Raw genomic sequence first — 24,568 nt, 5'->3', positions numbered from 1 at the left:
CTATTCTCTAAAAAATAAAGCTAAAAATCCCTATTTAAATCCTCATCTGTAATTTCATAAGCTTTATAAATAGCAGGCAATAATTTTCTTATTGCATAATCAAAATGATAAAACTGCTTATAAAGTTCTTCTGGATTTAAATCTTTAGCACTCTTAAAATCAAATACTTCAGTATTTTTGATTTTAGGGATATTTTTATCAAAATAAGAATAAAATTCAGCCCTTTGTTTAAACAAAGCATTTAAATTCTCAACAATCTTAGTTTTATCCATTTTACATCCTTTTTAAATAATCTTAAAAACTTATATCATTTTTTAGTTAAGAAAGGCAAATTTTACTCCTATTTTAACTAAAAATTGATAAAGTTATATTTTATTATTTTAATATTTAGGTTAATTATGAATTTATTCCAAAATTTAGCTTTAAAATACTCTCATTCTATGATGGAGAAATCACTTAAAAAAGGTTTTAATGTTAAACTCTTAAAAGAACCAAAAGAAAAATCTCCTAAAGAAAATAAAAACTACATGCTTTATGCGCATGTGCCTTTTTGTCACACTTTTTGTCCTTATTGTAGTTTTCATAAATATTATTATAATGAAAATTTAGCTCAAGTATATTTTCAAAACCTTCGAAAAGAACTTCAAATCATAAAAAACAAAGGATTTGATTTCAACTCCATATATGTAGGCGGGGGTACAACACTGATTAATGAAAAAGAATTATTAAAAACCTTAGAACTTTGCAAAAAATTATTTAATATAAAAGAAATTTCATGTGAAAGCGATCCTAATCACATCGATCCTAAAAAACTTTCTATGTTTAAAGGTATTATTGATCGTTTAAGCTGTGGAATTCAAAGTTTTGATGATGAAACTTTAAAAAAAATAGCAAGATATGATAAGTTTGGTTCTTCTAAAGAACTTCAAGAAAAAATCGCAAAAGCCTTAGGAATTTTACCTATTTTTAGTATCGATTTAATCTTTAATTTGCCAGGTCAAAGCGAACAACATCTTTTAAATGATTTAAAAATCGCTAAAAATTTAAACCCGCAGCAAATCACAACCTATCCCTTGATGAAATCAAATCTTACAAAAAATAATATTGCCAAAAGCTTAGGCCTTAGTGTTGAAGATAAAGAATTTGCATACTATCAAATCATACGCAATTTTTTCAAAGATTATATACAAAATAATGGATGGAGTTTTTCTTTAAAAAAGAGTAAACTCAATGATGAGTATGTAAGCACTCATCATGAATATTTAGGGGTTGGTAGCGGAGCTTTTAGTTTTTTAGAAGGGGAACTTTTAATCAATGCTTTTAATTTAAATCATTATGCAAAATTAATCGAAGAAAAACAAAATGCCAATATTGCTAAAGTTTGTTTTGATAAAAAAGAAATTATAAAATATATTTTTTTAACTGAGATTTTTTCAGGAAAAATAGAAATTGAAAAATTTAATAAAACTTTAAATTGCAATCTTGAAAAAGAACTTTACGCAGAACTTTTAGGCCTTAAGATTAGTGGTGCGATTTTCAAAGATAACAATACCTTTATCACAAGCGATTTTGGACAATACCTTTTTGTAGTTTTAATGAAGGATTTTTACACAGGTATGGATCTTGTACGTGCAGTATTTAAAGATGACAAGCGTCTTGAAAATAAAGATTATATTAATATCATGAAAGAGAAAATAGCCCCGATTTAATTTTATAAATGGAGTTAAAGCCTAAGCTAAACTCCATTAAAATGGACGCAACACCATCATAAATGCAATAATCATAAACATAATAGTAGGAAATTCATTATATATTCTAAAATATTTTCCACTTTTATTAAATGTATTATTTGCTAAAGCTTTTAAACAATAATAATTATGTATATGATAAATTATTAAAAGAGCAACACAAGTTAATTTCGCATGCATAAAACCTGAACCTATCATTAAAACTTCCTTATGAGCATGAAGCATTAAACTTCCTGTAATTAAAGTAAGAATCATCGCAGGCGTTTGTATATAACAATAAAGTTTCTTTTCTTGGATTTTCACAACATCGACAAAACCTTGATTATCTTTATTCTCTACATGATAAACAAAAAGACGCGGCAAATAAAAAAGTCCGGCCATCCAAGAAACAAATGCTAAATAATGTATCCATTTAATCCAAAAATAATAATCATTAATCCATTCTGTCATTTTTTTCCTTTTTTTTAAATATCTCTTGTGTTAAAATTAAAATAACACTGATATTTATCATAACATCTGCCACATTAAAAATCGCAAAATCAAACCATTTATGCCAAAAGAACATATCCACAACACCACCATGCATAAAGCGATCAAATAAATTTGAAGTGCCTGCACCTAGCATCATACCAAAGGCTAGAATATGGGTTTTTAAAAACGTTTTTTGCCACAAAAGATAAATAAAAAGTAAAACAATCAAAATAAGATGAAAATATTTTAAATAATGCTCTAAAAAACTTAGCATAGAAAAAGCCACACCTGTATTTAAAGCATAAGTTAAATCTAAATACTCACTTTGCCATCTCAAACCTGCTAAAGTCAAGGATTTTATCCCTTGATCGAAAATAAAAACTAAAATAAAAGCAGTAGAAAAATAAAAAAATAATTTAAAATTTTTAGCCATTTAAAGCTTTCTTAAAAAACTCCACAACATTTTTCATCTCATTTTCTAAAACCCTAATTTCTTTAGCTTCTAATAAAAGTCTTATTAGATTTTCTGTTCCAGAATAACGAAATAAAGCATTAATATTCTTGTTCTTTAAGTCTTTTTGAAGTTCTTTTAGACCTTTAAGTTTGTCTAAATCTTTTTTTTCTGAAATTTTAAGATTAGTTAAAAGCTGAGGATAAGGCTTAATCTGTCCTAAAATAGAACTTGCAGACTTCTTCTTAGAAAGCATTAAAGCACTAAATTGCAAAGCCGCTATCAATCCATCTCCTGTTTTAGCATAATCACTAAAGATAATATGTCCACTTTGCTCGCCACCAAAATTGCCTCCATTGATTTTTAATTTTTCAAGCACATATTTATCTCCCACATTACAAGTATCAAGATCTATTTCATGTTTATTTAAAAACTCTTTTAAAGCCCCATTGCTCATTATCGTAGCTACAACATTTGATTTTAATTTCCCTTGTTCTTTAAGATAAAGTGCTAAAACCCCAAGCAAACTATCTCCATTTGCAACTTCACCTTTTTCATCTACAACAACCAAACGATCTGCATCCCCATCAAAGGCAAATCCTACATCAGCACGCAAATGCCTTACTTCTTCAGCCAAATTCGAAGGATGCAAAGCACCGCAATTTTCATTAATATTTAGCCCATTTGGCTTATCATTAATAACAATCACTTCTGCTCCAAGTTCTTTAAAAACTGTTGGTGCTACCTTATAAGCTGCTCCATGGGCCACATCTAAAACCACACGCAAAGATTTTAAAGTAAGATCCTTTGGAAAAGAATTTTTAATAGAAACTATATATCTACCTATAACATCATCTATCCTCTTTGCTTGGCCTATTTCGTCCATATCAAGTTTAGAACTTTGTATGAGTTTATCATCAAAATAAATTGCCTCTATTTTTTTTTCTACCTCTTGGCTTAATTTATTTCCATGCGCATCAAAAAATTTAATCCCATTATCATAATAAGGATTATGTGAAGCTGAAATCATAATCCCAGCATCACAACGCATATCTTCAGTCAAAAACGCGATCGCAGGAGTAGGCATAGGACCTATTTGTATAACATTATATCCTATAGAGGTTAGCCCTGAAACTATAGCATTTTCTATCATATAACCACTTCTTCGGGTATCTTTTCCTACTAAGATATTATTCGTAATGCTTTTGTCCTTAAAATAAATCCCCGCAGCCATAGCCAAACGCATAGCTAAAAAACCGTCTAAAAATTCGCCCGCTTTCCCACGCACTCCATCAGTTCCAAAAAGTTTCATTGCAAGCCTTTCTAGCAAAAAATTTAAACATGATTATAGCAAGACTAAAATAAAGAAATTTAAACAAGCTCAAAATACAGAGCTTGTTTAGGCCTTATAATTGAGGCTTAGGAGTTTTTTCTGTAGAAACAGGAAGCTGAGGGTACACAATGACAGGCTTTGTTCCTGTTAAAGATTTTAAGAAAGTTTCTATACTTTTTGCTTCTTCATCAGAAATTTCAATACCAAGTTGAACACTACCCATTTCTTTTATAGCATCTTTTAAGCTCCAAATAGCTCCATTATGAAAATACGGAGCAGTTTGCGCCACATTTCTTAAAGTAGGAGTTTTCACCATGCCATTAGCATCACCTTTAAAATCACCTAAACTTGCAAATTTATATTTACCAGCGACTTCAAACGCTTGCATATTACCTCCTAAATTCACACCATTATGACACGCCACACAACCTTTATCAATAAAAAGTTTCAAACCTTTTTGTTCTTGCTTACTTAAAGCCTTCTCATCTCCTTGTAAAAATTTATCAAAACGCGAAGGGGTAATAAGCGTTCTTTCAAAATTAGCAATTGCATCAGCAATATTGTCAAAATTTACCCCGCTTTTCCCATAGATTTTTTTAAACTCATCCACATACTCAGACAAAGAAGAAATTTTTTCTACCGCAAGATGAGCAGGAGTTGCCATTTCAGCATCTGCTTGAATAGGTCCTTTGGCTTGATCCACTAAAGTCTTAGCACGACCATCCCAAAACTGGGTATTATTTAAGATTGCATTATAAACTGTAGGTGAGTTTAAATGATGAGGATTTAATGCCCACTTATGTCCTATTGCAGCACTAATGCCATCTGCTCCACCAAGTCCTAAATTATGACAGGTATTACAAGAAATAATGCCACTTTTTGAAAGACGTGGTTCAAAATAAAGCTTTTTGCCAAGTTCTGCTTTTTCAAGAGTGAATTTGCTAGCTTGCACCCCATTTTGCTTTAAGATTTCATCCACACCTTTTTGATCTTGAGGCAAAGCAACCAAACCGGAATTTTTAGCTTCCTCAATGAGACTTGTAGCATTGACATTTGAACAGGCAATCAAAGATGCGATTAATAATGATTTCATTTTCATTAATTAACTCCTTGCAAAAAATAAATTAAAATAAAATCATAATAATTTAATACTTAAATAATAATAAAAATTATTAAAAAATATTTAAAATTAATTAATACTATTTTTATCTTAAATTACCTTATCTTTGTTTATTTATTTTTATAGACTATAATCTTAAATCTTAAGAAATTTTATTTTAAGCACATAAAAAGGACATTATGGAAAATTTAATAATCTATACTTTTATATATCTTTTAGGTTCGATTCCTTTTGGACTCATTCTTGCTAAAGTCTTTGCAAAAATTGATATAAAAAATGAAGGATCAAACAGCATAGGGGCAACCAATGTTTTAAGAGTAGTTAAAGAAAAAAACCCTAAATTAGCAAAAAAACTTGCTATTGCTACAGTAATTTTAGATTTTGCAAAAGCAGCTATTCCTTTATTAATCTTAAAATTCTTTCATTATGATCAAAGCTTGCTTTGGAGTGTGGCGGTTTTGGCTGTTTTTGGACACTGTTTTTCAATTTATTTATTCTTTGAAGGTGGCAAAGGTATAGCAACAGGAGCAGGCGCTATGATGGTTTTGCTTCCTTTAGAAGTGCTAGTAGCTTTTATTGTTTGGATTGTTATTGGAAAAATCTTTAAAATATCCTCATTAGCCTCTTTAATGGCTCTACTTGCTTTTGTTATAAGCTCTTTTATATTTAATTATAATCTAGAAATTAACACGCATGCACCTGTGTTTATTATCGCTTTTATTATAACTTACAAACATTTACCTAATATCAAAAGATTGATTTTCAAAAAAGAATGCAAAGTTATATAAAAATACGATTTCATTTTAAATGTATTATCGGGATATTGGATTTTGAAAGGAAAAAAAAACAAAAAGTTATTATCAAACTTAAAGCTAAATCACATGAGTTTTTAGATTACTCTAAAATAATTGCTAAAATTAAAAAATATTATAAAACACAGCAATTTTATACTCTTGAAGAATCCCTTCATTCTATAAGCTTAAATTTAAAAAATGATTTTCCTAGCTTAACCCATCTTAAAATCGAGGTTTTTAAACCTCATATCCTAAAAAATGCTAAAGTTGGAGTTAAATTGAAAAAAAAATATTAATTTTTTTTTAAAGATACCTAAACATTTACTTAAGCTATGTTATAATTTTTTAAATTTTTCTTAATAAGGATATTACGATGAGAATTTTAGTTATAGAAGATGAGATTAGCTTAAATAAAACCATTATAGATAATCTTAATGAATTTGGTTATCAAACTGACTCTTCTGAAAATTTTAAAGACGGAGAATACTTTATTGGTATTAGGCATTATGATTTGGTTTTAGCAAACTGGACTTTACCTGATGGTGATGGTATGGAGCTTGTCAACACTATTAAACACAAATCTCCACGAACTTCCGTTATGATTATGTCTTCTAAAACAGACAAAGAAACAGAAATTAAAGCTTTAAAATCAGGGGCAGATGATTTTATTAAAAAACCTTTAGATTTTGATATTTTATTAGCAAGAATAGAAGCACGCCTTAGACTTGGTGGCACTAATGTCATTAAAATTGAAGATTTAATAATTGATCCTGATGAGGAAAAAATCACTTATAAAGATCAAGATATAGAACTTAAAGGAAAACCTTTTGAAGTTTTAACTCATCTTGCAAGACATTCAGATCAAATAGTTTCTAAAGAGCAATTACTAGACGCAATCTGGGAAGAACCTGAACTTGTAACGCCAAATGTTATTGAAGTAGCTATCAATCAAATTCGTCAAAAAATGGACAAACCTTTAAACATATCTACCATAGAAACTGTCCGTCGTAGAGGATACCGCTTCTGTTTTCCTAAGAAATCTTAAAAAATTTTGCACTTTTAGTGCAAAATTTTTATCTTTATATTTATTTTCATATTTTTTAAGTTTAATTATTGTATAAACTAAAATTATTTTTTAAATTTTTGAAAGGCGATAATGTCTCTTTTAATTACAAAAGACTGCGTATGTTGTGACGCTTGCAGGGAAGAATGTCCTGATGAAGCTATTTATGAAAATAGTCCAATTTATGTAATAGATCCTGATCTTTGTTCAGAATGTGTGAATAACTTTTCAGAACCAGCTTGTATAGTTGCTTGCCCTTATGAATGCATTATTCCTGATCCTGATAACGTAGAAACCATAGAAGAATTAAAACTCAAGCATAAAGATAAAGAATTTTAATGGCAAAAAAGACGGCTGTTGTTGATCTAGGTTCTAACTCCATTAGAATGGTAATTTTTGAAAAAACCTCAAGATATGGTTTTTATACAACCCATGAATACAAACGCAAAGTAAGACTTGGAGAAAATGCCTATAATAATGGGAAAATCCTTCAAGAAGAAGCCATGCAAAGGGCTGAAAACGCCCTAACTTTTTTCAAGCAACGTGCCTTAAAACACAAATGTAAAAAAATATTTATCGTAGGCACATCCGCTTTAAGAGATGCACCCAACTCAAAAGTTTTTATCAAAAGAATCAAAGATAAACTCTCTTTAAATATACGTTGTATAGATGGCAAAAGCGAAAGTTATTTAGGAGGATTAGCGGCATTAAATTTATTAAGCCCCTTTAAAGATGCAACCACTTTAGATATAGGGGGCGGTTCAAGTGAATTGTGTCTTATTAAAAATAATAAAATCATTTCTTGTATATCTCTTGATATAGGGACTGTAAGATTAAAAGAATTATTTTATGACACTGGAAAAACAAACAATTTAGATAAATTTATAACGCCCATTATAGAACAAATTCCTGAAGAATTTTGCAATCAAAACCTCATAGCCATAGGAGGAAGCTTAAGAGCAATTTCTAATTCTATTATGCAAAAAAACTCTTATCCTTTGAAAAATCTACATGATTTTCGCTACACTTTAAATGAAGAAAAAAACCATATTTTGAAAATTTTCAATTCTAATGCAGATTCTTTAATCAATTTTGGTATAAAAAAAGATCGTTTTGATACCATTAAAGAAGGTATTTTTATTTTTTTAAAAATTGCAAAAAAAATCAAAGCTAAACAAATCATTACAAGCGGGGTAGGTATTAGAGAAGGAGTATATTTACAAGATCTGCTTCGTCCTAAAACTATCTTTCCCTCAAATTTCAATCCTAGCTTAAAATGTTTACAAGATAGATTTTTAAAATCAGAGCAAAAAAATAAAACCGCACATTTTGTTTTACAAATTTTCACAGCTTTAGAAAAGCTTCATAAACTTAATGACAATTATAAACGCATACTATTAAACGCTGCAAAACTTTGCCATATCGGAGAATATTTAAATTTTTATTTTGCAAATGAACACTCAGCTAATTTTGTATTAGGTGGACTCAATTATGGATTTTCCCATCGCGAAAAAGCTTTAATAGCTACTATTATCAAACTTAATGGGAAAAAAATTCATCCTTATAATCTTGAACCCTACAAACAACTTTTACCTCATATCCACATTATATCATGGCTTAATTTTATTTTATGTTTGGCTAAAACCTTAAGTACAAATGAAGATAAAATCAATTTTATTTTTGCAAACAATACTCTTTATATATACCAAGAAAATAAAATTCTAAACCTACCTAAAGACGAACTTAAAAAAATCATAAAGCCTGCCACTATAGCTCTAGCTATCAACCAAAAACCTTAAATATTTTGATTTTTTTGATGTTTTTGTGTGAGAGTTTGGATTCTTTTTTTATTTTCTTCAAAAAAAGTATCGAAATTTTTCTCTTTTTCTTTTACATGTTTTAAGATTTGATCTTCTGGAATTTCACTACTTTCTAAAAGCACATTAGAATTACCTATTATCATAGTATAGCGTTTACTAGCATAGTCAAAAACTACAAGTTGGTTACTTTTATCTAAAAACCTTTGAAAAATTATATTAAAATCTCTAAAGTTACCATTGTTTTTATATGCTAAAGTCTTTTTAAACCACCAAAGTACTATTAATAAAACCACTAAAACCGATATCACTAAAATATAATTAGTATAATCATATCCTTGCAAGCTTGTGCTTTTTGCTTGGGGGATCAATTCTTGATTTGAATTTTGAGTCACAGCAGTGTTTAAATCCGCATTTACTTTTCCTTGCTTTACAACCCTTATTCTTATACCAAACTTATCATTAATAGAACTGACTTCAAGATCTGTATTTTCTTTACTTTGTAGCATGATATAGGTATTATCATTTTTAGAACTAATACTGATTTTATCCACAAGCTCTGATTTAAGATCTTTTAACTCAGCTTTAGAATATTTTAAATCACTAAAAGTTAAAAGAATTAAATTTTCTTCTTTCTTTTGAGAAATTTTACCCTTGTAAGTATTATCAAAAGAAAGCATCAAATCCACTCTATCATTTCTATCATAAATATGATAACTTACCAATTCAACACCATATAAAGGCAAAATTAAAAAAAACAATACCAATAATCTCATTTTAAATTTCTTTTTTAAAATATTGAAGCACAGTCTTAGAATCTAAAATTTCATTAATCCTTATAGCAAGGTTTTTTTCATAGACCATGACTTCACCCTTGCCAAAAATTCTTTTATTAATATAAAGCTCTACACTTTCTCCAGCAGGCTTTTCAAGATCTATAACCGATCCTACTTCAAGTTTTAAAAGCTCAGCCACACTCATATTAGTAGTTCCAAGCTCACTTACAAAATCCACTGTAATATCTAAAATATCTTCGTAAGATTGCAACAATCCATGATGATTGCTAAACTCTATATCATCATTCATTATTTACAATACCCTATTCTAAAATAACAATTTTCAAATTTATAAGTTAAGGCTTCATCTAAAACTATTTCAGAGAAATCAACCCTTCCTAAATATTCAGGAATTCCAAGCTTGTATTGATTATTTTCTCTAGCATCGTTTAATAAATTTTTGGCATAGCCTATGATTTGATTAGCACATTCTTTAGTCAAATCACACCAATCATCTTCTTTAAATTTTTCATCACTAATTAAAATTTTAGCGATTTTTCTTAAAAATTCCTTCGGAAAAAACAAATAAAAATCATATTCTGCTTCATCTTCTCCTATGATAGGGATACTCGCTCCATAAAGCTCCCCACTTATATCTTGGGCTGCTTCAATACGAAGTTTTAATATATGCTCACAAAAATGAGTGATAGAATACTCAAGAATTTTTAACATAGCCATACCTTTGCAAAAAAACTTAATTTAAAATTATAGTAAATATAAAATAAAAATACGTTTTAAAATTTCATTTTTTGAAAATTTCTTCAATACCTTGCATAATCATATCCACATTCTCATACTTAAAACACTCCACCACACTAGTTCCTACAATCACCCCATCAGCAATTTTTCGCATTTTCTTTACATCTTGATTATTTTTAATACCAAAGCCTATAAAAATAGGTAAATTAGTAAAAGTTCGGATTTGCTTTACTTTATCTTGCAAAATCTTTTCTTCAACGCTTTTAGTTCCTGTTATACCTATACTTGCTAATAAATAAATAAATCCTTTAGCATTTTTTACTAATTTTTCTACTCTTTCTTTAGGCGTTGTAATACTTACAAAACTAATAAGAATAATGCCATATTTTTGGCATTCTTTATCTAAATCATAACTTTCTTCAAAACTCAATTCAGGCACAATCAAAGCACAAATACCCAAAGACTTTGCCTTTTTAACAAAGGATTTTAAACCATAAGAAAAGATCAAACTATAATACACCATGAAAATCAAAGCTTTTTTTGTTTTTATTCCACTTAAAAGTTCAAAAACACTATAAATATCAGCACCTTCGTCTAAAGCTTTTTTGGCTGCATCGCTTATCAATTCACCATCAGCAATAGGATCACTATAAGCAATGCCTAATTCTAAAATATCAATAGGACTTTGATCTAAGTTTTGCAAAAAAGCCTTACTAGTTTCTAGGTTTGGATAACCTAAAACCATATAAGCAACATTTGCATTTTCTTTATAAAATTGTCTAAAATCAACCATAACTCAACCTTTATTTGTATTCTTTAATCACTTGCATATCTTTATCACCCCTACCTGAAAGATTTACTACTATAACACTTTTTTTCTTTAAACGCACACAAAGTTTTTCTAAATACGCTAAAGCATGCGAACTCTCAATAGCTGCAATAATTCCTTCTTCTTTACAAAGCAATTTTAAAGCCTTCATACACTCTTGATCATTTATAGGATAATATTTAGCCCTTTTACTCTCAAACAAAAAAGCATGCAAAGGACCCACTCCTGGATAATCAAGTCCTGCAGAAATACTATGCACAGGCAAAATATTGCCTAAATCATCTTGCAAAACTTTTGTTTTCATACCATGGATGATACCTGTTTTGCCTTTACTTAAAGTGGCTGCATGATAAGGGGTTTTAACACCAAGTCCACCCGCTTCAATACCTATAAGATTAACACTCTCATCTTTAATAAAATCATAAAAAATCCCTGCAGCATTGCTTCCTCCTCCAACTGCAGCAATGATATAATCTGCCTTCTTACCAAACTTTTTAAGTTGCATTTTGCATTCTTTACCTATAACACTTTGAAAATGTGTTACTATTTTAGGATAAGGATGAGGCCCCACTGCACTCCCAACAACATAAAAAATATTTTCAATATCTCCCACCCAAGCTTGAATGGCTGCTGTTGTGGCTTCTTTTAAAGTTTTAAAACCCTTTTGTACTGCATGGACTTTAGCACCTAAAAGCTCGATTTTATAAACATTTAAAGTTTGCCTTTGGACATCAACAGCACCCATATAAATTTCACATTCTAAACCCAAAAGTGCTGCTGCAGTTGCTGTAGCTAAGCCATGTTGCCCTGCTCCTGTTTCTGCTATAACTTTTTTCTTTCCCATTTTTTTAGCTAAAAGCACTTGAGCTATAGCATTGTTGATTTTATGCGCACCTGTATGATTTAAATCCTCGCGTTTTAAATAAATTTCATGCTTATATTTTTTACTCAGATTTCTTGCAAAATAAAGCGGTGTTGGGCGTCCTACATAAGTTTTTAAAAGCATATTAAGTTCTTTTTTAAAGAATTTATCCTTAGAAAATTTCAAAAAAGCACTTTCAAGCTCACAAAGGGCAAACATAGCACTTTCAGGTAAAAACTGTCCACCAAAATCCCCATAATATGCTTTTTTCATCTTTTTAACTCCTTTAAAATTCGTTTTACTTTTTTTATATCTTTTAAACCTTGTTCATCTTCAAGTTTTGAATTCAGATCTAAAATTTTAGCCTTGGTTTTTAAAGCTTCTTGAATATTTTGCAAACCTATACCCCCTGCTAAAACAAAGTCCTTAGTATAAGATTTTAATAAATCCCAATCAAAACTCACTCCATTACCCCCTTTTAAAAGCCCTTTAGCATCAAAACATAACAAATCAGCATAAAATTTTCCCTCTAATTTTAAGCTATTTGCCATACTTACAACCTGCCAAATAAAAACCTTTTTTGCTTTTAAAATCACCCATTCTTCATAAGTGATACGGCGATAAATTTGCACCCCATCAAGTTTTGCTTTTTGTATGCACTCTAAAATTTCATCCAAGCTTTCATCTACAAACACACCCACAACCTGCTTAAATTCTTTATGAAAAATAGCACTTAAAAGCTCAGCTTGCTCTAAACTTACTTGTCTTGGACTTTTAGCAAAAATTAATCCAAAAAAATCTACCTTTAAAACGGCTAAATCTTTAGCATTTTTCTCATCTTTAATACCACAAATTTTAAGAAGTTTTAACATAGTCTTGATACTCCTTAAAATACTCTATAACCTTACCTGAATGTATGGCTTTTAAGATGATATCTTTAGCCTTTAAAGGCGAACTTACTTCATTAGCTGTATAAAGCGCAAACATAGCATTTAAAATAACAAGATCAAATTTTGCTCCTTGCATTTTTCCACTTAAAATATCAAGCAAGTCTTTAGCATTTTCATGTGCACTAGCACCTTTAATTTCAGCATGAGAAGCCCTTTTAAACCCAAATTGTTCAGGATAAACACAATATTGTGAAATTTCTCCCTCACAAAGTTCATAAATCTTAGTCTCAGCACAAATACTGATTTCATCCATGCCATCATTTCCCCTTACTATTAAAGCTTTCTTACGTCCTAAATTTTTTAAAACCTCAGCTAAAAGTTTATGCACGGGTGCGTGATAATTTCCCATTAATTGGTATTTTAATTTTAAATTAGGATGCAACAAAGGCCCTAAAACATTAAAAACTGTTCTTATTCCAAGCCTTGATCTTATTTGTTTTAATTGTCCTACTAAAGGATGAAAAAAAGGTGCGTGTAAAAAACTAAGCCCTTGTTCATTTAAATATTTTAAAGCCTTTTCTAAAGTATTAGGAGTAATGATCTTTAAAGCATGAAGTACGTCTGTACTACCGCTAGAACTTGAAATGGCATAATTTCCATGCTTAGCAACCCTTACTCCTAAGGCTGCTAAAATAAAAGCACTGGTTGTAGAAACATTGATACTTTTAAAGCCATCTCCTCCTGTGCCACAAATATCAATCATATCGCTTTGATCACTAAAAGTCTTAGAATAACTTAAAATTTGCCTTACAAAAGCACTTAAAGATTCCTCATTTAAAGACTTTTCTGTAATTAAAACAAGCAAAGCCGCCATCTGTAAAATTTCATAATCTCCTGACATAATAATCTTACAAATTTGTTCAAAATCATGACTTTTTAAGAAATGATTCTCACTCATTTGCTGAAGATAAAAACTTAATTGCTTTTCTTTCTCTTCTGATTTTTTCGCCTTTTGTTTTAAAAAATTAGAAAGAATTTGCATGCCATACTCACTAAAATAACTTTCAGGATGAAATTGAACCCCAAAATAAGGCAAATGCTTATGCTTTAAAGCCATAATCACACCTTTTTGATCAAGTGCTAAAATTTCAAGCTCATCTGAAAGCTGTTTTACCTCTAAAGAATGATAACGCATCACATCAAATTCCTGTGGCAAGCCCTCAAACAACTCATTTTTTCTACATTGTTTAATAAGAGTGCTTTTTGCATGCACAGCTTCTTGCATTCTTAATACCAAAGAATCAAAAGCTAAAGCTAAAGCTTGATGTCCTAAACAAATGCCTAAAACTGGAATATCAATTCTTGCTTTAAAAATTTCAAGACAAACCCCACTTTGGCTTGGATGCTTTGGTCCAGGACTTAAAACTATATGAGTAGGATTTAATTTTTTAATTTCATCAAGAGAAATAGCATCATTTCTATATACTAAAATTTCATCTTTGCTTAGACTTTCTAACATATTTTTTACATTAAAAACAAAAGAATCATAATTATCGATCAAAACTATCATTACTTTCCTTTTTTTAAATTTTCAAAAGCTACTATGAGTGCTTTACGTTTAGCGCAAATTTCTTCGTATTCTTTTTGACTATCACTTTGTAATACAATACCCGCTCCACTTGATAAATAAGCCCTATTCTTAGTAAAAAAAGCCGAACGGATTAAAATTGCCAAAGTCAGATCTTGATTAAAATTTAAAAATCCTATCGCACCTCCATAAACACCCCGATTACAACTTTCAAGTTCATTAATAATTTCTAACGCCCTTATCTTTGGAGTTCCGCTTAAAGTCCCTGCAGGAAAAACCGCTTCAATCACATCAAAAATACTGGCATTTTCTTTCATAGTTGCATACACTTCACTTACCATATGCATAACAAATTGATTTTTAATAATGGAAAAAAGATTTTCAACCCTTGTATTAATGCCGAATTTAGAAGCATCATTTCTAGCTAAATCCACTAGCATTTTGTGTTCACTTAATTCTTTTTCATCATTTAAAAGCTCATTTTTTAAAACAAGGGCACTCAAATTATCTTCTAGCTTTCTAGTCCCTGCAATAGGAGCTAGAAAAAGCTCTTTATTTTTAATTTTTAATAAAAACTCTGGTGAAGTTCCTAAAACTACCCCATATCTACTCGGAAAATAAAACATATAAGCACTAGGATTTAAACAATTTAATTGTTCATAATAATCTAAAGCATTGAGCTTATGTTTAATACAAAGTTGCTTACTTAAAACCACTTGAAAAATGTCCCCATTTAAAAGATATTCTTTGGCTTTTTGACACATTTGTAAAAAATCATTTTTTTCCTCTTCTAAAGAGTTTAAAATTTCAAAATCATTATCTTGTTTTTGACGCAAGGGTCTTAAATCATCTTTAAGATAATCAAAATATTTCAAAGCTCCGAATTTAAAAAACATTTTGCTAGTTTTTTCATAAATCAAATAAGCCTTAGCATTAGCAAATAAAAACAAAGGAAAATCGTAATTTTTTTCAGAAGAAAAAGAAATATTTTCAAACAAAGACACAAAGTCTGCACTAAAAACTCCAAAAAATCCTGCATAATCGCAAATTTTGTTTTCAGATAAAGCTTCATAATATTTTGCTTTAAAATCCTTAAACGAAATTTCATTAGCATCTAAATAATCACAATCAATTCCTATAATAAACCTAGTCAAATCCTCTACAAAATATGAATTTTCAAATCTTTCAAGGATTTGTCTGTAATAAAAATTTATCTTATTAACAAACATAATAAACCTTTTTTGGTAAAAATAAAAAATTAAAAAATAATAAAAATCAGATAAAAAAGTAGTTTAGAGGCGCCAAGAGCAAGGAGTGTGTGTAAGCTGCAAAATTAAAAAATCACTGAAAAAACTATTTTCACTCATCTTCTGCCTTTCTTTAAAGTTATATTTTAAAATTCCAAAAGACTTTTTAGAATTAAAAAGCTGACTAATTTTAAATCAATAAATATAAATTTATCTTTAAAATATAAAATAATTTTATAAAATATTTGAATATTTAGGGATTTTTCAAGTCTCATTGTAATTTTAATCCTACAAAAAACCTTTATCTTTAGAAAAACTAAGATAATACTTAGCCTTAATAAGATAAAATTATGCCTTATTTAAATATTTTAATAGCTTAGGAAGAACTATGCAAATTACAGATTTACCTTATCTCATAGTAGGAATAATTTCAGGTATTGCTTCTGGACTTTTTGGAATTGGCGGGGGTATGATTATAGTCCCTTCTATGTTTATACTGGGATCAAGTGCTCATCATGCCATTACAATTTCTGTATTTCAAATGATTTTTGCAGCAGTTTTTGGATCCTTTATCAATTACAAAAAAAAGAATTTAAACTTAAAAGATGGCATTATAATAGGACTTGGGGGACTTTTAGGGGCAAGCTTTAGTGGAATGCTTTTAAAAGCCTTAAGTGATGTAACCCTTACTAGCGTGTTTTTAGGGGTGAGTTGTCTATTTTTCATCAAATACGCCTTTGCTATTAAAGAAAATGTAAATAAAAGCCCAAAAAGTATTTGGGTAAAAAATACAGTTTTGTTTATTGCTGGAAGTTTTACTGGGATTTTTGCTATTTCTTTAGGAATAGGTGGAGGACTTTTAATCGCACCTATTTTGGCATATTTTTTAGGGTATGATAGTAAAAAAGTCGTTTCTTTATCTTTATTTTTTGTAATTTTTGCATCCTTTTCAGGAATCATTTCTTTTGCTAATTCTGGAGTTATAAATTCTGAGGTCATCCATAAAGGTATTTTAGTAGGCATTGCTTCAATGATAGGAGTTTTTATAGGTATAAAAATCATAGAAAAAATGCATATTTCAGCCCATAGAAAAATCTTACTTTGTGTATATGCCTTATCAATACTTGGGACTACTCATTCTTTGCTTAATAAATTAGCTTTGATCAATTTTTAACTTCAATTAAAACTTAACCCAAGTTTTTTTAATATTATTATGCTAAAATCCTAGTTTTATTTAATAATGCTTATAATTCTTTAGGAATAACTATGAATAATATCATAAAAATCATTGGTGCAAAAGAAAATAATCTTAAAAATATCAATCTTCAAATCCCAAAAAACAAACTCATTGTTTTCACAGGGCTTAGTGGAAGCGGCAAATCTACACTCGCTTTTGGCACGCTTTATGCTGAAGGACAACGCCGTTATATAGAAAGCTTAAGTGCTTATGCAAGACAATTTTTAGACAAAGTTAATAAACCTGATGTGGATAAAATCGAAGGTCTAACCCCTGCTATTGCTATAGATCAAAAAACCACTTCTAAAAACCCTCGATCTACGGTTGGAACCATTACTGAAATTTATGATTATCTTAGGCTTTTATATGCAAGGATAGGTCTTCAACATTGCCATCAATGTGGCAAAGAAATTTCATCTATGGATGCAAGCGATATAGTCAATGAAATCTTAAAATTTCCTAAAGGTTCAAAAATCATCATCTATGCCCCACTCGTACGCGAAAAAAAGGGAACTTATACAGATTTACTTGAAAATTTACGCAATAAAGGCTACGTAAGAGCACAAATTGATGGAGTTTTAGTACGACTTGATGAAGAAATAGAACTTGCTAAAACCAAAAAACACACCATAAAATTAGTCATAGATCGCCTTCAAATTGAAGAAGATTTACTCTCACGCCTTGCAAGTGATATAGAAAAAGGTTTGCAAGAAAGTTTTGGCGAAATAGAAATTGAAGTTTTAAATCCTGAAGAAGTAGGACTTCACAAACACTATCATTTTAGCGAGCATTCAGCCTGTTTTGATTGTAAAATTTCTTTTATCCCACTTGAACCTTTAAGCTTTTCTTTTAATTCCCCTAAAGGGGCCTGTCAAAGTTGTGATGGTTTAGGAATCCGCTATACTTTAGATATGACAAAAATCATCAATGAAAGCTTAAGTCTTGAAAATGGCGCTATTAAAATCATGTATGGTTTTAACAAAAGCTATTATTATAAATTTCTCATTGCCTTTTGCGAACAAAACGATATTCCCATAAAAATACCTTTTGCAGAACTTAACGAAGATCAAAAACGTCTCGTACTATACGGCAATGCTAAAACTATAGAATTTCTTTGGAAAAGAAACCACTTAAAGCGTACCTTTGAAGGTGTAGTAAAAATGGCCTATGAAATGCTAAAAGATGAAAAAGATCTTGCAGAATACATGAGTGAAAAAATCTGCAAAGATTGCAAAGGGCACCGTTTAAAACCTGAAAGCCTAGCAGTAAAAGTAGCCAAAAAAGGATTAGGAGAAATTTTAGATATGAGTATAGAAGATAGCACAGCTTTTTTTGCTAATGAGGAAAATTTCTCCTATCTTAGCGAACAACAAAAACTCATTAGCAAGGCTATTTTAAAAGAAATCAATGAAAGGCTTTTCTTTTTATACGATGTGGGTTTAGGCTATCTCTCTTTAGGTCGTGACGCAAGAACCATTAGCGGAGGTGAGGCACAAAGAATTCGCATAGCCTCACAAATTGGCAGCGGTTTAAGCGGAGTAATGTATGTTTTAGATGAACCTAGTATAGGACTTCATGAAAAAGACACTTCAAAACTCATTAAAACTTTAAGAAATTTACAACAAAAGGGCAATACTTTAATCGTTGTAGAACACGATAAAATGACTATACAAGAAGCTGATTTTATAGTAGATATTGGCCCTAAAGCTGGAAAATTTGGTGGTGAAGTAGTATTTAGTGGAACTTATAAAGAACTTTTAAAAAGCAAAAGCCAAACCGCACTTTATATGAATGGGAAAAAACAAATTGCACAGCTTCAAAACCGTCCACAAAAAGAATGGCTAGAACTTAAAAATATTAATATCAATAATATTAAAAATTTAAATGTAAAATTTCCTCTGCAAAATTTAGTCGCCATCACTGGGGTTTCAGGCTCTGGAAAAAGCTCACTCATACTTCAAACCCTACTTCCTTTTGCCCAAGAAGAATTAAACCGTACTAAAAAAGTCAAAAAATTAGGTGGAGTGCAAATACAAGGGCTAGAAAAACTTGATAAAGTAATTTATCTTGATCAAAGCCCCATAGGACGCACCCCACGCTCTAATCCTGCTACTTATACAGGTGCCATGGATGAAATCCGCAATCTTTTTGCTGCTACTAAAGAGGCAAAAATGCGCGGTTATAAAGCCGGACGTTTTTCTTTTAATGTCAAAGGAGGAAGATGCGAAAAATGTAGCGGAGATGGAGAAATCAAAATAGAAATGCATTTCTTGCCCGATGTCATGGTTATTTGTGATACTTGTCATGGCAAACGCTATAATGATTCTACCTTAGAAATCCAATATAAAGGCAAAAATATCAGTGAAATTTTAAATATGAGTATTTTAGAAGCGAGTGAATTTTTCAGTGCTATACCTAAAATACGCCAAAAACTAGACACTTTAGTCAAAGTAGGCTTAGATTATCTTACCTTAGGACAAAATGCTACGACTTTAAGTGGGGGCGAGGCACAAAGGATTAAATTAGCCAAAGAATTAAGCCGTAGCGATACAGGCAAAACATTATATATACTTGATGAACCCACAACAGGACTTCATTTTGAAGATGTGAATAAACTCATTTTAGTTTTACAACATTTAGTTGATCTTAAAAATTCCGTTTTTGTAATAGAACACAATTTAGATGTGATTAAAAATGCTGATTATATCATAGACATGGGACCTGAAGGAGGAGTTAAAGGCGGAAAAGTAATAAGCTGTGGCAGCGTAGAAAAAGTCGCTAAAGAACACAAAAAAACCCACTCTTACACAGGGTATTATTTAGATTTAGAACTTCAAAATTCAAAAAAACTATAACAATGTTTGATTTTTTATACAATGATACAAATTATTTAGGGCTTTTTATAGTATGTTTTCTTTCAAGTACGCTTTTACCTTTGGCAAGCGAAGCTTTTGTTTTAGGCTTCATAAAACTTCAATTTAACCCCACTCTTGTACTCATAGTTGCAAGTTTGGCTAATACCTTAGGAAGTTTAAGCACTTATGCTTTAGCCTATCTTGGAAAAGAAAAAATTTTAGAAAAATACTTTAGTAAATCCTTAAAAAAGCTAGAAAATTTTAATGTCAATTTTACCCGATTTGGAAGTATTTTTGCTTTTTTAAGTTTTTTACCTTTTATAGGCGATCTCTTTGTATTAGGACTTGGCTTTGCAAAATATTCTTTATTAAAAAGCATTATTTTTATCTCATTAGGAAAATTAAGCCGCTATATGTTTGTCATTTTTATAGCTTATTCTTTCTAAAATAGCAAAATATTTTTACTTAAAAGCAATTGAATTTGAGACATTTTAAGCAAAATTTTGAAATAATTATAATTTATTTCCATATCAAAAGAAGAATAAATTATGAAAACTTTAACTATTATTGATACTTTTGGATTTTTTTTCAGACTTTATTATGCATTAAAAAATTTAAAAAATTCAAAAGGCCAAGCTAGCGGAATGATTAGTGGTTTTGCCCATTTTATTTACAGTTTAAAAAACGAACATAAAAGTGATTATATTCTTTTTGCCCTAGATTCTAAAGGCAAAACTTTTCGTACTCAAATTGATCCAAATTACAAACAAAACCGCACACCCCCGCCACCTGAACTCTTAGAACAAATCCCAATTTGCATAGATATGATAGAAAAAATGGGATTTGCAAGCCTTTCACAAGAAGGCTATGAAGCTGATGATATCATCGCTTCTGTAGTAAAATCTTGCAAAGATAAAGATATTTTTGTGCGCATCATCACTCAAGATAAGGATCTTTACCAGCTTATTAAAGATGGAAAATCAAGTATTTATAGTCCCATTTCTAAAAATGACTATAATGAAGCAGCATGCTTAGAAAAATACGGGGTAAAGCCTTCTCAAATTAGAGATTTTTTAGCACTTTGTGGAGATAGTTCTGATAATATCCCAGGCGTTAAAGGCATAGGAATAAAAGGAGCAAAAACCTTACTTGATGAATTTCAGAGTATAGAAAATATTTATGAAAATTTAGCCTTAATACGCAATGAAAGAAATCGCACCTTACTCTTAGAAGGTAAAGAAAATGCATTTTTAAGCAAAAAGCTTGCCTCTTTATATGAAGATTTACAAGTAGAAGATTTTATAGAAAAGGCCCTTTATCCTGATGAAGAGCCTCTTTTAAAAGTACTTGAAATTTTAGAGCATTACGAACTTAATAGCTTGCTTAAAAAACTTCATCAAAATCCTGAAAAAAAACAAAAAAATTCAGATTTTAAAGCCATTTTAATCCAAGATGAAAAAGAGCTTTTTCAAATTCTAAATACCTTGGACAAAGAAAGCATTATAGCTTTTGACACAGAAACCACAGGACTTGATACTAAAGAAGCAAAAATTGTAGGTTTTAGTTTTTGCATTAATGAAAAAGAAGCTTATTATGTACCATTAACACACAAATATTTAGGTGTTGGTAAGCAAATTTCTTTAGAAAACGCTAAAAAAGCTTTAGAACTCATCTTTCAACATTTTATTGTAGGGCACAATCTTAAATATGATTTTCAAATCATTGAAAATAATTTTAATTTATCTTTACCTCTTAAATACGCTGATACTATGATTTTAGCATGGCTTGAAAACCCCTCTTTAAGACTTAATATGGATGATTTAGCCTTAAGGCTTTTTAATTATGAAACCTTACGTTTTGAAACTCTTGTAAAAAAAGGGGAAAACTTTACCAGTGTTGAACTTGAAAAAGCATGCAAATATGCGGCTGAAGATGCCCATATCACTTTAAGATTTTATCTTTATTTTTTAAAAAATCTTGAACCTCAATTATTAGAACTTGCTAAAAATTATGAATTTGATTTTATTAAAATCATTATGATGATGGAAGAAAATGGCATAAAACTAAACACAAATGCCCTAGAAAATTTAATGAAAACTTTCCAAAATGAAATCAAAAATCTAAGCGAAGAAATCTATGGGCTTTGCGAAGATAGATTTAATCTTAATTCCCCTAAGCAAGTAGGCGATATACTTTTTGAAAAACTCAAACTTCCAAGCAAGAAAAAAAGCAAAACAGGTTATTCCACAGATGAAAAAGTTTTAAAAGAACTCTTAGATCAACACCCAGTTATAGCAAAAATTTTAGCCTACAGAGAACTTGCCAAACTTTATTCAACTTATTGTGAACCCTTATTAAAACTTGCTTTAAAAGATAAAAACTCACGCATTTACTCTAATTTTTTGCAAACAGGCACAGCTACAGGACGCCTTTCATCTAAAGATCCTAATTTGCAAAACATTCCCGCACACGGTCAATATGCAAAAGATTATAAATCTTGCTTTATAGCTAAAAAAGCTTATAGCTTCATCAGTCTTGATTACTCTCAAATAGAACTTAGGATGCTAGCACATTTTAGCCAGGATCAAAAACTCTTAGATGCATTTGCAAATAATGAAGACATACACGCAAGAACAGCTATCATGATTTTTGGCGAAAGTAACTATAAAACCAGAAGCATTGCAAAAAGCATTAATTTTGGATTAATTTATGGTATGGGATATAAAACTTTAAGTCAAAATTTAAAAATAGAATCACATCTAGCAAAATCCTACATAGAAAAATACTTTGAAAATTTTACAAGCATTAAAAAATACTTTGAAAAAGTTAAAAATGAAGCCAAACAAAATGGCTATATTACCACTTTAAGCGGGAGAAAACGCTATTTTGATTTCCAAAACGCTAAACCTATGCAAATTGCAATGTATGAAAGAGAAAGTATCAATTCAATTTTACAAGGCTCAGCTGCTGATATTATCAAACTTGCTATGCTAGAAATCAAAAAAGAATTAAATGAAGATAAACGACTTATTTTACAAATTCATGATGAATTAATTTTTGAAGTAAAAGATGAATTATGCGAAAATTTTATCAAAAAAGCTAGAGATATTATGGAAAATATAGTAAAATTAGAAGTGAAATTGCAAACAAGTTCAAGCATCGCCAAAAATTGGGGCGATTTAAAATAGTCAAGGAGATATTTCATGGATCTTTCAACCATACTAGGAATGGTACTTGCAGTTACTAGTATTTCAGTAGGAGATATACTAGAAGGGGGAAATCCTTTACATGTTATACATCTTTCCTCTTTTCTCATTGTTATGCCTACAGCTGCATTTTGTGCGATGACTTCAACTCATAAAAAAATTGTAAAAGCAGCTTATAGAGAACTTAAAATCGTTTTCAAAGGATCTGGTGTAAATCTACCTGAAAGGATCGCCCAATTAATAGAATTTGCCATCATTGCACGTCGCGATGGGCTTTTAGCACTAGAATCAAGAACTAATGAAATTGAAAATGAATTTTTAAAAAATGCTATGATGATGCTAGTAGATGGAAAAAGTTTTGAAGAAATCCATGAGAGCATGGAAATTCAAACCGAACAACTTGAAGAACACTATAAAGAATGTGCAGAATACTGGATAGTGTTTGGAGAAACTTGCCCGACTATGGGGCTTGTAGGAGCTGTTTTTGGACTCATTTTAGCACTTAAACTCCTTGATAATCCTCAAGCTATGGCAGCAGGTATTTCAGGTGCATTTACTGCTACAGTTACTGGTATTTTTGGTGCTTATGCACTTTTTGCACCCTGGGGTAAGAAAATGAAAGCCAATGGCATGGATCTTGTAAAAGAACAAATTGTTATTACCGAAGCCATAAAAGGCATAGCAGAAGGTGCTAATCCTAGAGATTTAGAAGCAAAACTTTTTAATTTTTTAAGCCATGATGATGCTAAAATTTCACAATTTGACAAAGGTTAATAATGGCTAAAAAACATAAATGTCCTGAGTGCCCAGCAGGCGAAAAATGGGCTGTACCTTATGCAGACTTTCTAAGTTTACTCTTAGCACTTTTTATTGCTCTTTGGGCAATTTCAAAAACCAATCCCGCCAAAGTAGAAGCCTTAAAAACAGAATTCATTAAAATTTTTGACTATACTTCTACCCAAACTGTTCAAGAAGAAAGCAAAACTCAAGAAAAATACAAAGGGGCATCAAAAGAAGAAAGCGATGAACTTAAATCTCTAAAACAAATGACTATGACACAACAAGAAGTCATTGAACGCCTTCAAGCAGCTCTTGATCAAAGTGATAATCAAATCGCACTTAATCTTCCTTCTAAAATTCAATTTGAAAGAGGAAGCGATCAAATCATTTCAGCAGATGTACAAGATTATTTAAAACGCATGGTTGAGTTAACAACTTACCTACCACCTCAAGCAAAAATAGAAATTCGAGGCTATACAGACAATAGTGATTCTACCTTAAGAAGCTATGAACTTGCTTATAAAAGAGCGGAAAATGTTCTTAAATATTTTATAGAAGGTGCAGTCAATCTAAAAAATATCAGTATTAAAAGCTATGGTCTTAACAACCCTATCAACGCAAATCCTCAAGCTTTAGAAAATAATAGAGTAGAAATATACTTTAAAGTCGATACAACAGATACAAATACGCAAAAATCGGTTCTTGAACTTATCAACAAGATAGGAGGCAAGACATCTTAAGA

General features: G+C 30.2%; 25 protein-coding genes. 12 read left to right on the top strand and 13 right to left on the bottom strand.

The genetic code is table 11. The features are described 5' to 3' along the window. Positions 1-20: 20 nt before the first annotated feature. Positions 21-272: a CmeU family protein gene (gene cmeU / locus GRQ01_RS02035; RefSeq protein ID WP_158334188.1), complete on the bottom strand. Its 252-nt coding sequence runs from the start codon at positions 270-272 to the stop codon at positions 21-23. A 126-nt stretch (positions 273-398) separates the two neighbouring features. On the opposite strand from cmeU, the gene GRQ01_RS02030 reads away from it, so the two are divergent. Further along, complete coding sequence (locus GRQ01_RS02030) at positions 399-1,709, top strand: coproporphyrinogen III oxidase family protein (protein WP_158334187.1); 1,311 nt, start codon at positions 399-401, stop codon at positions 1,707-1,709. A 36-nt stretch (positions 1,710-1,745) separates the two neighbouring features. Here GRQ01_RS02030 and hemJ read toward each other — a convergent pair whose 3' ends face one another. The 4 genes from hemJ to GRQ01_RS02010 all read right to left on the bottom strand — a co-directional run bounded on the left by hemJ (position 1,746) and on the right by GRQ01_RS02010 (position 5,102). Next, complete coding sequence (hemJ, locus tag GRQ01_RS02025; RefSeq protein ID WP_158334186.1) at positions 1,746-2,198, bottom strand: protoporphyrinogen oxidase HemJ; 453 nt, start codon at positions 2,196-2,198, stop codon at positions 1,746-1,748. Further along, positions 2,182-2,652, bottom strand: a complete 471-nt coding sequence (lspA, locus tag GRQ01_RS02020) for a signal peptidase II (protein ID WP_158334185.1) — start codon at positions 2,650-2,652, stop codon at positions 2,182-2,184. Before lspA ends, hemJ begins: the two co-directional genes overlap by 17 nt. After that, positions 2,645-3,982 (bottom strand): phosphoglucosamine mutase, encoded by a 1,338-nt coding sequence (glmM, locus tag GRQ01_RS02015; protein ID WP_158334184.1) that lies wholly within the window; start codon positions 3,980-3,982, stop codon positions 2,645-2,647. The genes lspA and glmM overlap by 8 nt, the downstream gene beginning before the upstream one ends. 94 nt (positions 3,983-4,076) lie before the next feature. Next, positions 4,077-5,102 carry a cytochrome-c peroxidase gene (locus GRQ01_RS02010; protein ID WP_158334183.1) on the bottom strand — a complete coding sequence of 342 codons (1,026 nt, stop codon included), beginning with the start codon at positions 5,100-5,102 and terminating at the stop codon, positions 4,077-4,079. Between the two features lie 200 nt (positions 5,103-5,302). Here GRQ01_RS02010 and plsY point away from each other — a divergent pair, with 200 nt between their 5' ends. From plsY to GRQ01_RS01985, 5 genes are all read left to right on the top strand, one after another. Continuing rightward, the gene (gene plsY, locus GRQ01_RS02005; protein WP_158334182.1) at positions 5,303-5,911 is read left to right on the top strand and encodes a glycerol-3-phosphate 1-O-acyltransferase PlsY; all 609 of its coding nucleotides are present in this window, start codon (positions 5,303-5,305) and stop codon (positions 5,909-5,911) included. Continuing rightward, positions 5,896-6,213, top strand: coding sequence for a dihydroneopterin aldolase (locus GRQ01_RS02000; protein ID WP_158334181.1), 318 nt, complete (start codon positions 5,896-5,898; stop codon positions 6,211-6,213). Before plsY ends, GRQ01_RS02000 begins: the two co-directional genes overlap by 16 nt. Positions 6,214-6,290: 77 nt before the next feature. Beyond that, positions 6,291-6,962 carry a homeostatic response regulator transcription factor HsrA gene (hsrA, locus tag GRQ01_RS01995; protein ID WP_158334180.1) on the top strand — a complete coding sequence of 224 codons (672 nt, stop codon included), beginning with the start codon at positions 6,291-6,293 and terminating at the stop codon, positions 6,960-6,962. Positions 6,963-7,073: 111 nt separating this feature from the next. After that, on the top strand, positions 7,074-7,319 hold the full coding sequence (locus GRQ01_RS01990) for a YfhL family 4Fe-4S dicluster ferredoxin (protein ID WP_158334179.1): 246 nt from the start codon (positions 7,074-7,076) through the stop codon (positions 7,317-7,319). Further along, positions 7,319-8,779, top strand: a complete 1,461-nt coding sequence (locus GRQ01_RS01985) for a Ppx/GppA phosphatase family protein (RefSeq protein ID WP_158334178.1) — start codon at positions 7,319-7,321, stop codon at positions 8,777-8,779. The genes GRQ01_RS01990 and GRQ01_RS01985 overlap by 1 nt, the downstream gene beginning before the upstream one ends. On the opposite strand, the gene GRQ01_RS01980 is transcribed toward GRQ01_RS01985, so the two are convergent. From GRQ01_RS01980 to GRQ01_RS01945, 8 genes are all read right to left on the bottom strand, one after another. After that, a complete protein-coding gene (locus GRQ01_RS01980; RefSeq protein ID WP_158334177.1) occupies positions 8,776-9,573 on the bottom strand; it encodes a hypothetical protein in 798 nt (265 codons plus the stop codon). The genes GRQ01_RS01985 and GRQ01_RS01980 overlap by 4 nt on opposite strands. Position 9,574: 1 nt before the next feature. Then, positions 9,575-9,883: a flagellar motor switch protein FliN gene (fliN, locus tag GRQ01_RS01975; protein WP_158334176.1), complete on the bottom strand. Its 309-nt coding sequence runs from the start codon at positions 9,881-9,883 to the stop codon at positions 9,575-9,577. After that, a complete protein-coding gene (locus tag GRQ01_RS01970) occupies positions 9,883-10,305 on the bottom strand; it encodes a chemotaxis protein CheX (RefSeq protein WP_158334175.1) in 423 nt (140 codons plus the stop codon). The genes fliN and GRQ01_RS01970 overlap by 1 nt, the downstream gene beginning before the upstream one ends. Before the next feature lie 70 nt (positions 10,306-10,375). Beyond that, entirely contained in the window at positions 10,376-11,125 is a 750-nt protein-coding gene (trpA, locus tag GRQ01_RS01965; protein ID WP_158334174.1) for a tryptophan synthase subunit alpha, read from the bottom strand. 10 nt (positions 11,126-11,135) lie between these two features. Further along, positions 11,136-12,296, bottom strand: a complete 1,161-nt coding sequence (trpB, locus tag GRQ01_RS01960; RefSeq protein ID WP_158334173.1) for a tryptophan synthase subunit beta — start codon at positions 12,294-12,296, stop codon at positions 11,136-11,138. Beyond that, on the bottom strand, positions 12,293-12,895 hold the full coding sequence (locus GRQ01_RS01955; RefSeq protein WP_158334172.1) for a phosphoribosylanthranilate isomerase: 603 nt from the start codon (positions 12,893-12,895) through the stop codon (positions 12,293-12,295). Before GRQ01_RS01955 ends, trpB begins: the two co-directional genes overlap by 4 nt. Next, positions 12,879-14,483: an anthranilate phosphoribosyltransferase gene (gene trpD, locus GRQ01_RS01950; protein ID WP_158334171.1), complete on the bottom strand. Its 1,605-nt coding sequence runs from the start codon at positions 14,481-14,483 to the stop codon at positions 12,879-12,881. Before trpD ends, GRQ01_RS01955 begins: the two co-directional genes overlap by 17 nt. Further along, positions 14,483-15,730: an anthranilate synthase component I family protein gene (locus tag GRQ01_RS01945; RefSeq protein ID WP_158334170.1), complete on the bottom strand. Its 1,248-nt coding sequence runs from the start codon at positions 15,728-15,730 to the stop codon at positions 14,483-14,485. Before GRQ01_RS01945 ends, trpD begins: the two co-directional genes overlap by 1 nt. 406 nt (positions 15,731-16,136) lie before the next feature. Between GRQ01_RS01945 and GRQ01_RS01940 the strand changes: the two genes are divergently transcribed. The 6 genes from GRQ01_RS01940 (at position 16,137) to motB (ending at position 24,566) form a co-directional block, all read left to right on the top strand. Then, on the top strand, positions 16,137-16,922 hold the full coding sequence (locus tag GRQ01_RS01940) for a sulfite exporter TauE/SafE family protein (protein ID WP_158334169.1): 786 nt from the start codon (positions 16,137-16,139) through the stop codon (positions 16,920-16,922). A 92-nt stretch (positions 16,923-17,014) separates the two neighbouring features. Further along, a complete protein-coding gene (uvrA, locus tag GRQ01_RS01935) occupies positions 17,015-19,840 on the top strand; it encodes an excinuclease ABC subunit UvrA (RefSeq protein ID WP_158334168.1) in 2,826 nt (941 codons plus the stop codon). 2 nt (positions 19,841-19,842) lie between these two features. Then, positions 19,843-20,286 carry a YqaA family protein gene (locus GRQ01_RS01930; protein WP_158334167.1) on the top strand — a complete coding sequence of 148 codons (444 nt, stop codon included), beginning with the start codon at positions 19,843-19,845 and terminating at the stop codon, positions 20,284-20,286. 102 nt (positions 20,287-20,388) lie between these two features. Then, positions 20,389-23,028 (top strand): DNA polymerase I, encoded by a 2,640-nt coding sequence (gene polA, locus GRQ01_RS01925; protein ID WP_158334166.1) that lies wholly within the window; start codon positions 20,389-20,391, stop codon positions 23,026-23,028. A gap of 15 nt (positions 23,029-23,043) precedes the next feature. Next, positions 23,044-23,820, top strand: a complete 777-nt coding sequence (gene motA, locus GRQ01_RS01920; RefSeq protein ID WP_158334165.1) for a flagellar motor stator protein MotA — start codon at positions 23,044-23,046, stop codon at positions 23,818-23,820. 2 nt (positions 23,821-23,822) lie between these two features. Continuing rightward, a complete protein-coding gene (gene motB, locus GRQ01_RS01915) occupies positions 23,823-24,566 on the top strand; it encodes a flagellar motor protein MotB (RefSeq protein ID WP_158334164.1) in 744 nt (247 codons plus the stop codon). The last annotated feature ends 2 nt before the right edge of the window (positions 24,567-24,568 follow it).

The organism is Campylobacter bilis (assembly GCF_016806695.1).
Classification (GTDB): Bacteria; Campylobacterota; Campylobacteria; order Campylobacterales; family Campylobacteraceae; genus Campylobacter_D; species Campylobacter_D bilis.
Note: the sequence above shows the minus strand (reverse complement) of the source record. Positions and strands in the feature narration are given on the sequence as shown.

Excerpts from the sequence above, each read along its gene's own strand:
- GRQ01_RS01945 (WP_158334170.1), bottom strand. The coding sequence starts at position 15,730 with ATGTTTGTTAATAAGATAAATTTTTATTACAGACAAATCCTTGAAAGA.
- GRQ01_RS02000 (WP_158334181.1), top strand. The coding sequence starts at position 5,896 with ATGCAAAGTTATATAAAAATACGATTTCATTTTAAATGTATTATCGGG.
- GRQ01_RS01980 (WP_158334177.1), bottom strand. The coding sequence starts at position 9,573 with ATGAGATTATTGGTATTGTTTTTTTTAATTTTGCCTTTATATGGTGTT.
- trpD (WP_158334171.1), bottom strand. The coding sequence starts at position 14,483 with ATGATAGTTTTGATCGATAATTATGATTCTTTTGTTTTTAATGTAAAA.
- cmeU (WP_158334188.1), bottom strand. The coding sequence starts at position 272 with ATGGATAAAACTAAGATTGTTGAGAATTTAAATGCTTTGTTTAAACAA.
- lspA (WP_158334185.1), bottom strand. The coding sequence starts at position 2,652 with ATGGCTAAAAATTTTAAATTATTTTTTTATTTTTCTACTGCTTTTATT.
- trpA (WP_158334174.1), bottom strand. The coding sequence starts at position 11,125 with ATGGTTGATTTTAGACAATTTTATAAAGAAAATGCAAATGTTGCTTAT.
- glmM (WP_158334184.1), bottom strand. The coding sequence starts at position 3,982 with ATGAAACTTTTTGGAACTGATGGAGTGCGTGGGAAAGCGGGCGAATTT.
- motA (WP_158334165.1), top strand. The coding sequence starts at position 23,044 with ATGGATCTTTCAACCATACTAGGAATGGTACTTGCAGTTACTAGTATT.
- GRQ01_RS01955 (WP_158334172.1), bottom strand. The coding sequence starts at position 12,895 with ATGTTAAAACTTCTTAAAATTTGTGGTATTAAAGATGAGAAAAATGCT.
- hemJ (WP_158334186.1), bottom strand. The coding sequence starts at position 2,198 with ATGACAGAATGGATTAATGATTATTATTTTTGGATTAAATGGATACAT.
- GRQ01_RS01990 (WP_158334179.1), top strand. The coding sequence starts at position 7,074 with ATGTCTCTTTTAATTACAAAAGACTGCGTATGTTGTGACGCTTGCAGG.
- motB (WP_158334164.1), top strand. The coding sequence starts at position 23,823 with ATGGCTAAAAAACATAAATGTCCTGAGTGCCCAGCAGGCGAAAAATGG.
- GRQ01_RS02030 (WP_158334187.1), top strand. The coding sequence starts at position 399 with ATGAATTTATTCCAAAATTTAGCTTTAAAATACTCTCATTCTATGATG.
- GRQ01_RS01970 (WP_158334175.1), bottom strand. The coding sequence starts at position 10,305 with ATGTTAAAAATTCTTGAGTATTCTATCACTCATTTTTGTGAGCATATA.
- polA (WP_158334166.1), top strand. The coding sequence starts at position 20,389 with ATGAAAACTTTAACTATTATTGATACTTTTGGATTTTTTTTCAGACTT.
- fliN (WP_158334176.1), bottom strand. The coding sequence starts at position 9,883 with ATGAATGATGATATAGAGTTTAGCAATCATCATGGATTGTTGCAATCT.
- plsY (WP_158334182.1), top strand. The coding sequence starts at position 5,303 with ATGGAAAATTTAATAATCTATACTTTTATATATCTTTTAGGTTCGATT.
- GRQ01_RS01985 (WP_158334178.1), top strand. The coding sequence starts at position 7,319 with ATGGCAAAAAAGACGGCTGTTGTTGATCTAGGTTCTAACTCCATTAGA.
- trpB (WP_158334173.1), bottom strand. The coding sequence starts at position 12,296 with ATGAAAAAAGCATATTATGGGGATTTTGGTGGACAGTTTTTACCTGAA.
- GRQ01_RS01930 (WP_158334167.1), top strand. The coding sequence starts at position 19,843 with ATGTTTGATTTTTTATACAATGATACAAATTATTTAGGGCTTTTTATA.
- GRQ01_RS01940 (WP_158334169.1), top strand. The coding sequence starts at position 16,137 with ATGCAAATTACAGATTTACCTTATCTCATAGTAGGAATAATTTCAGGT.
- uvrA (WP_158334168.1), top strand. The coding sequence starts at position 17,015 with ATGAATAATATCATAAAAATCATTGGTGCAAAAGAAAATAATCTTAAA.
- GRQ01_RS02010 (WP_158334183.1), bottom strand. The coding sequence starts at position 5,102 with ATGAAAATGAAATCATTATTAATCGCATCTTTGATTGCCTGTTCAAAT.
- hsrA (WP_158334180.1), top strand. The coding sequence starts at position 6,291 with ATGAGAATTTTAGTTATAGAAGATGAGATTAGCTTAAATAAAACCATT.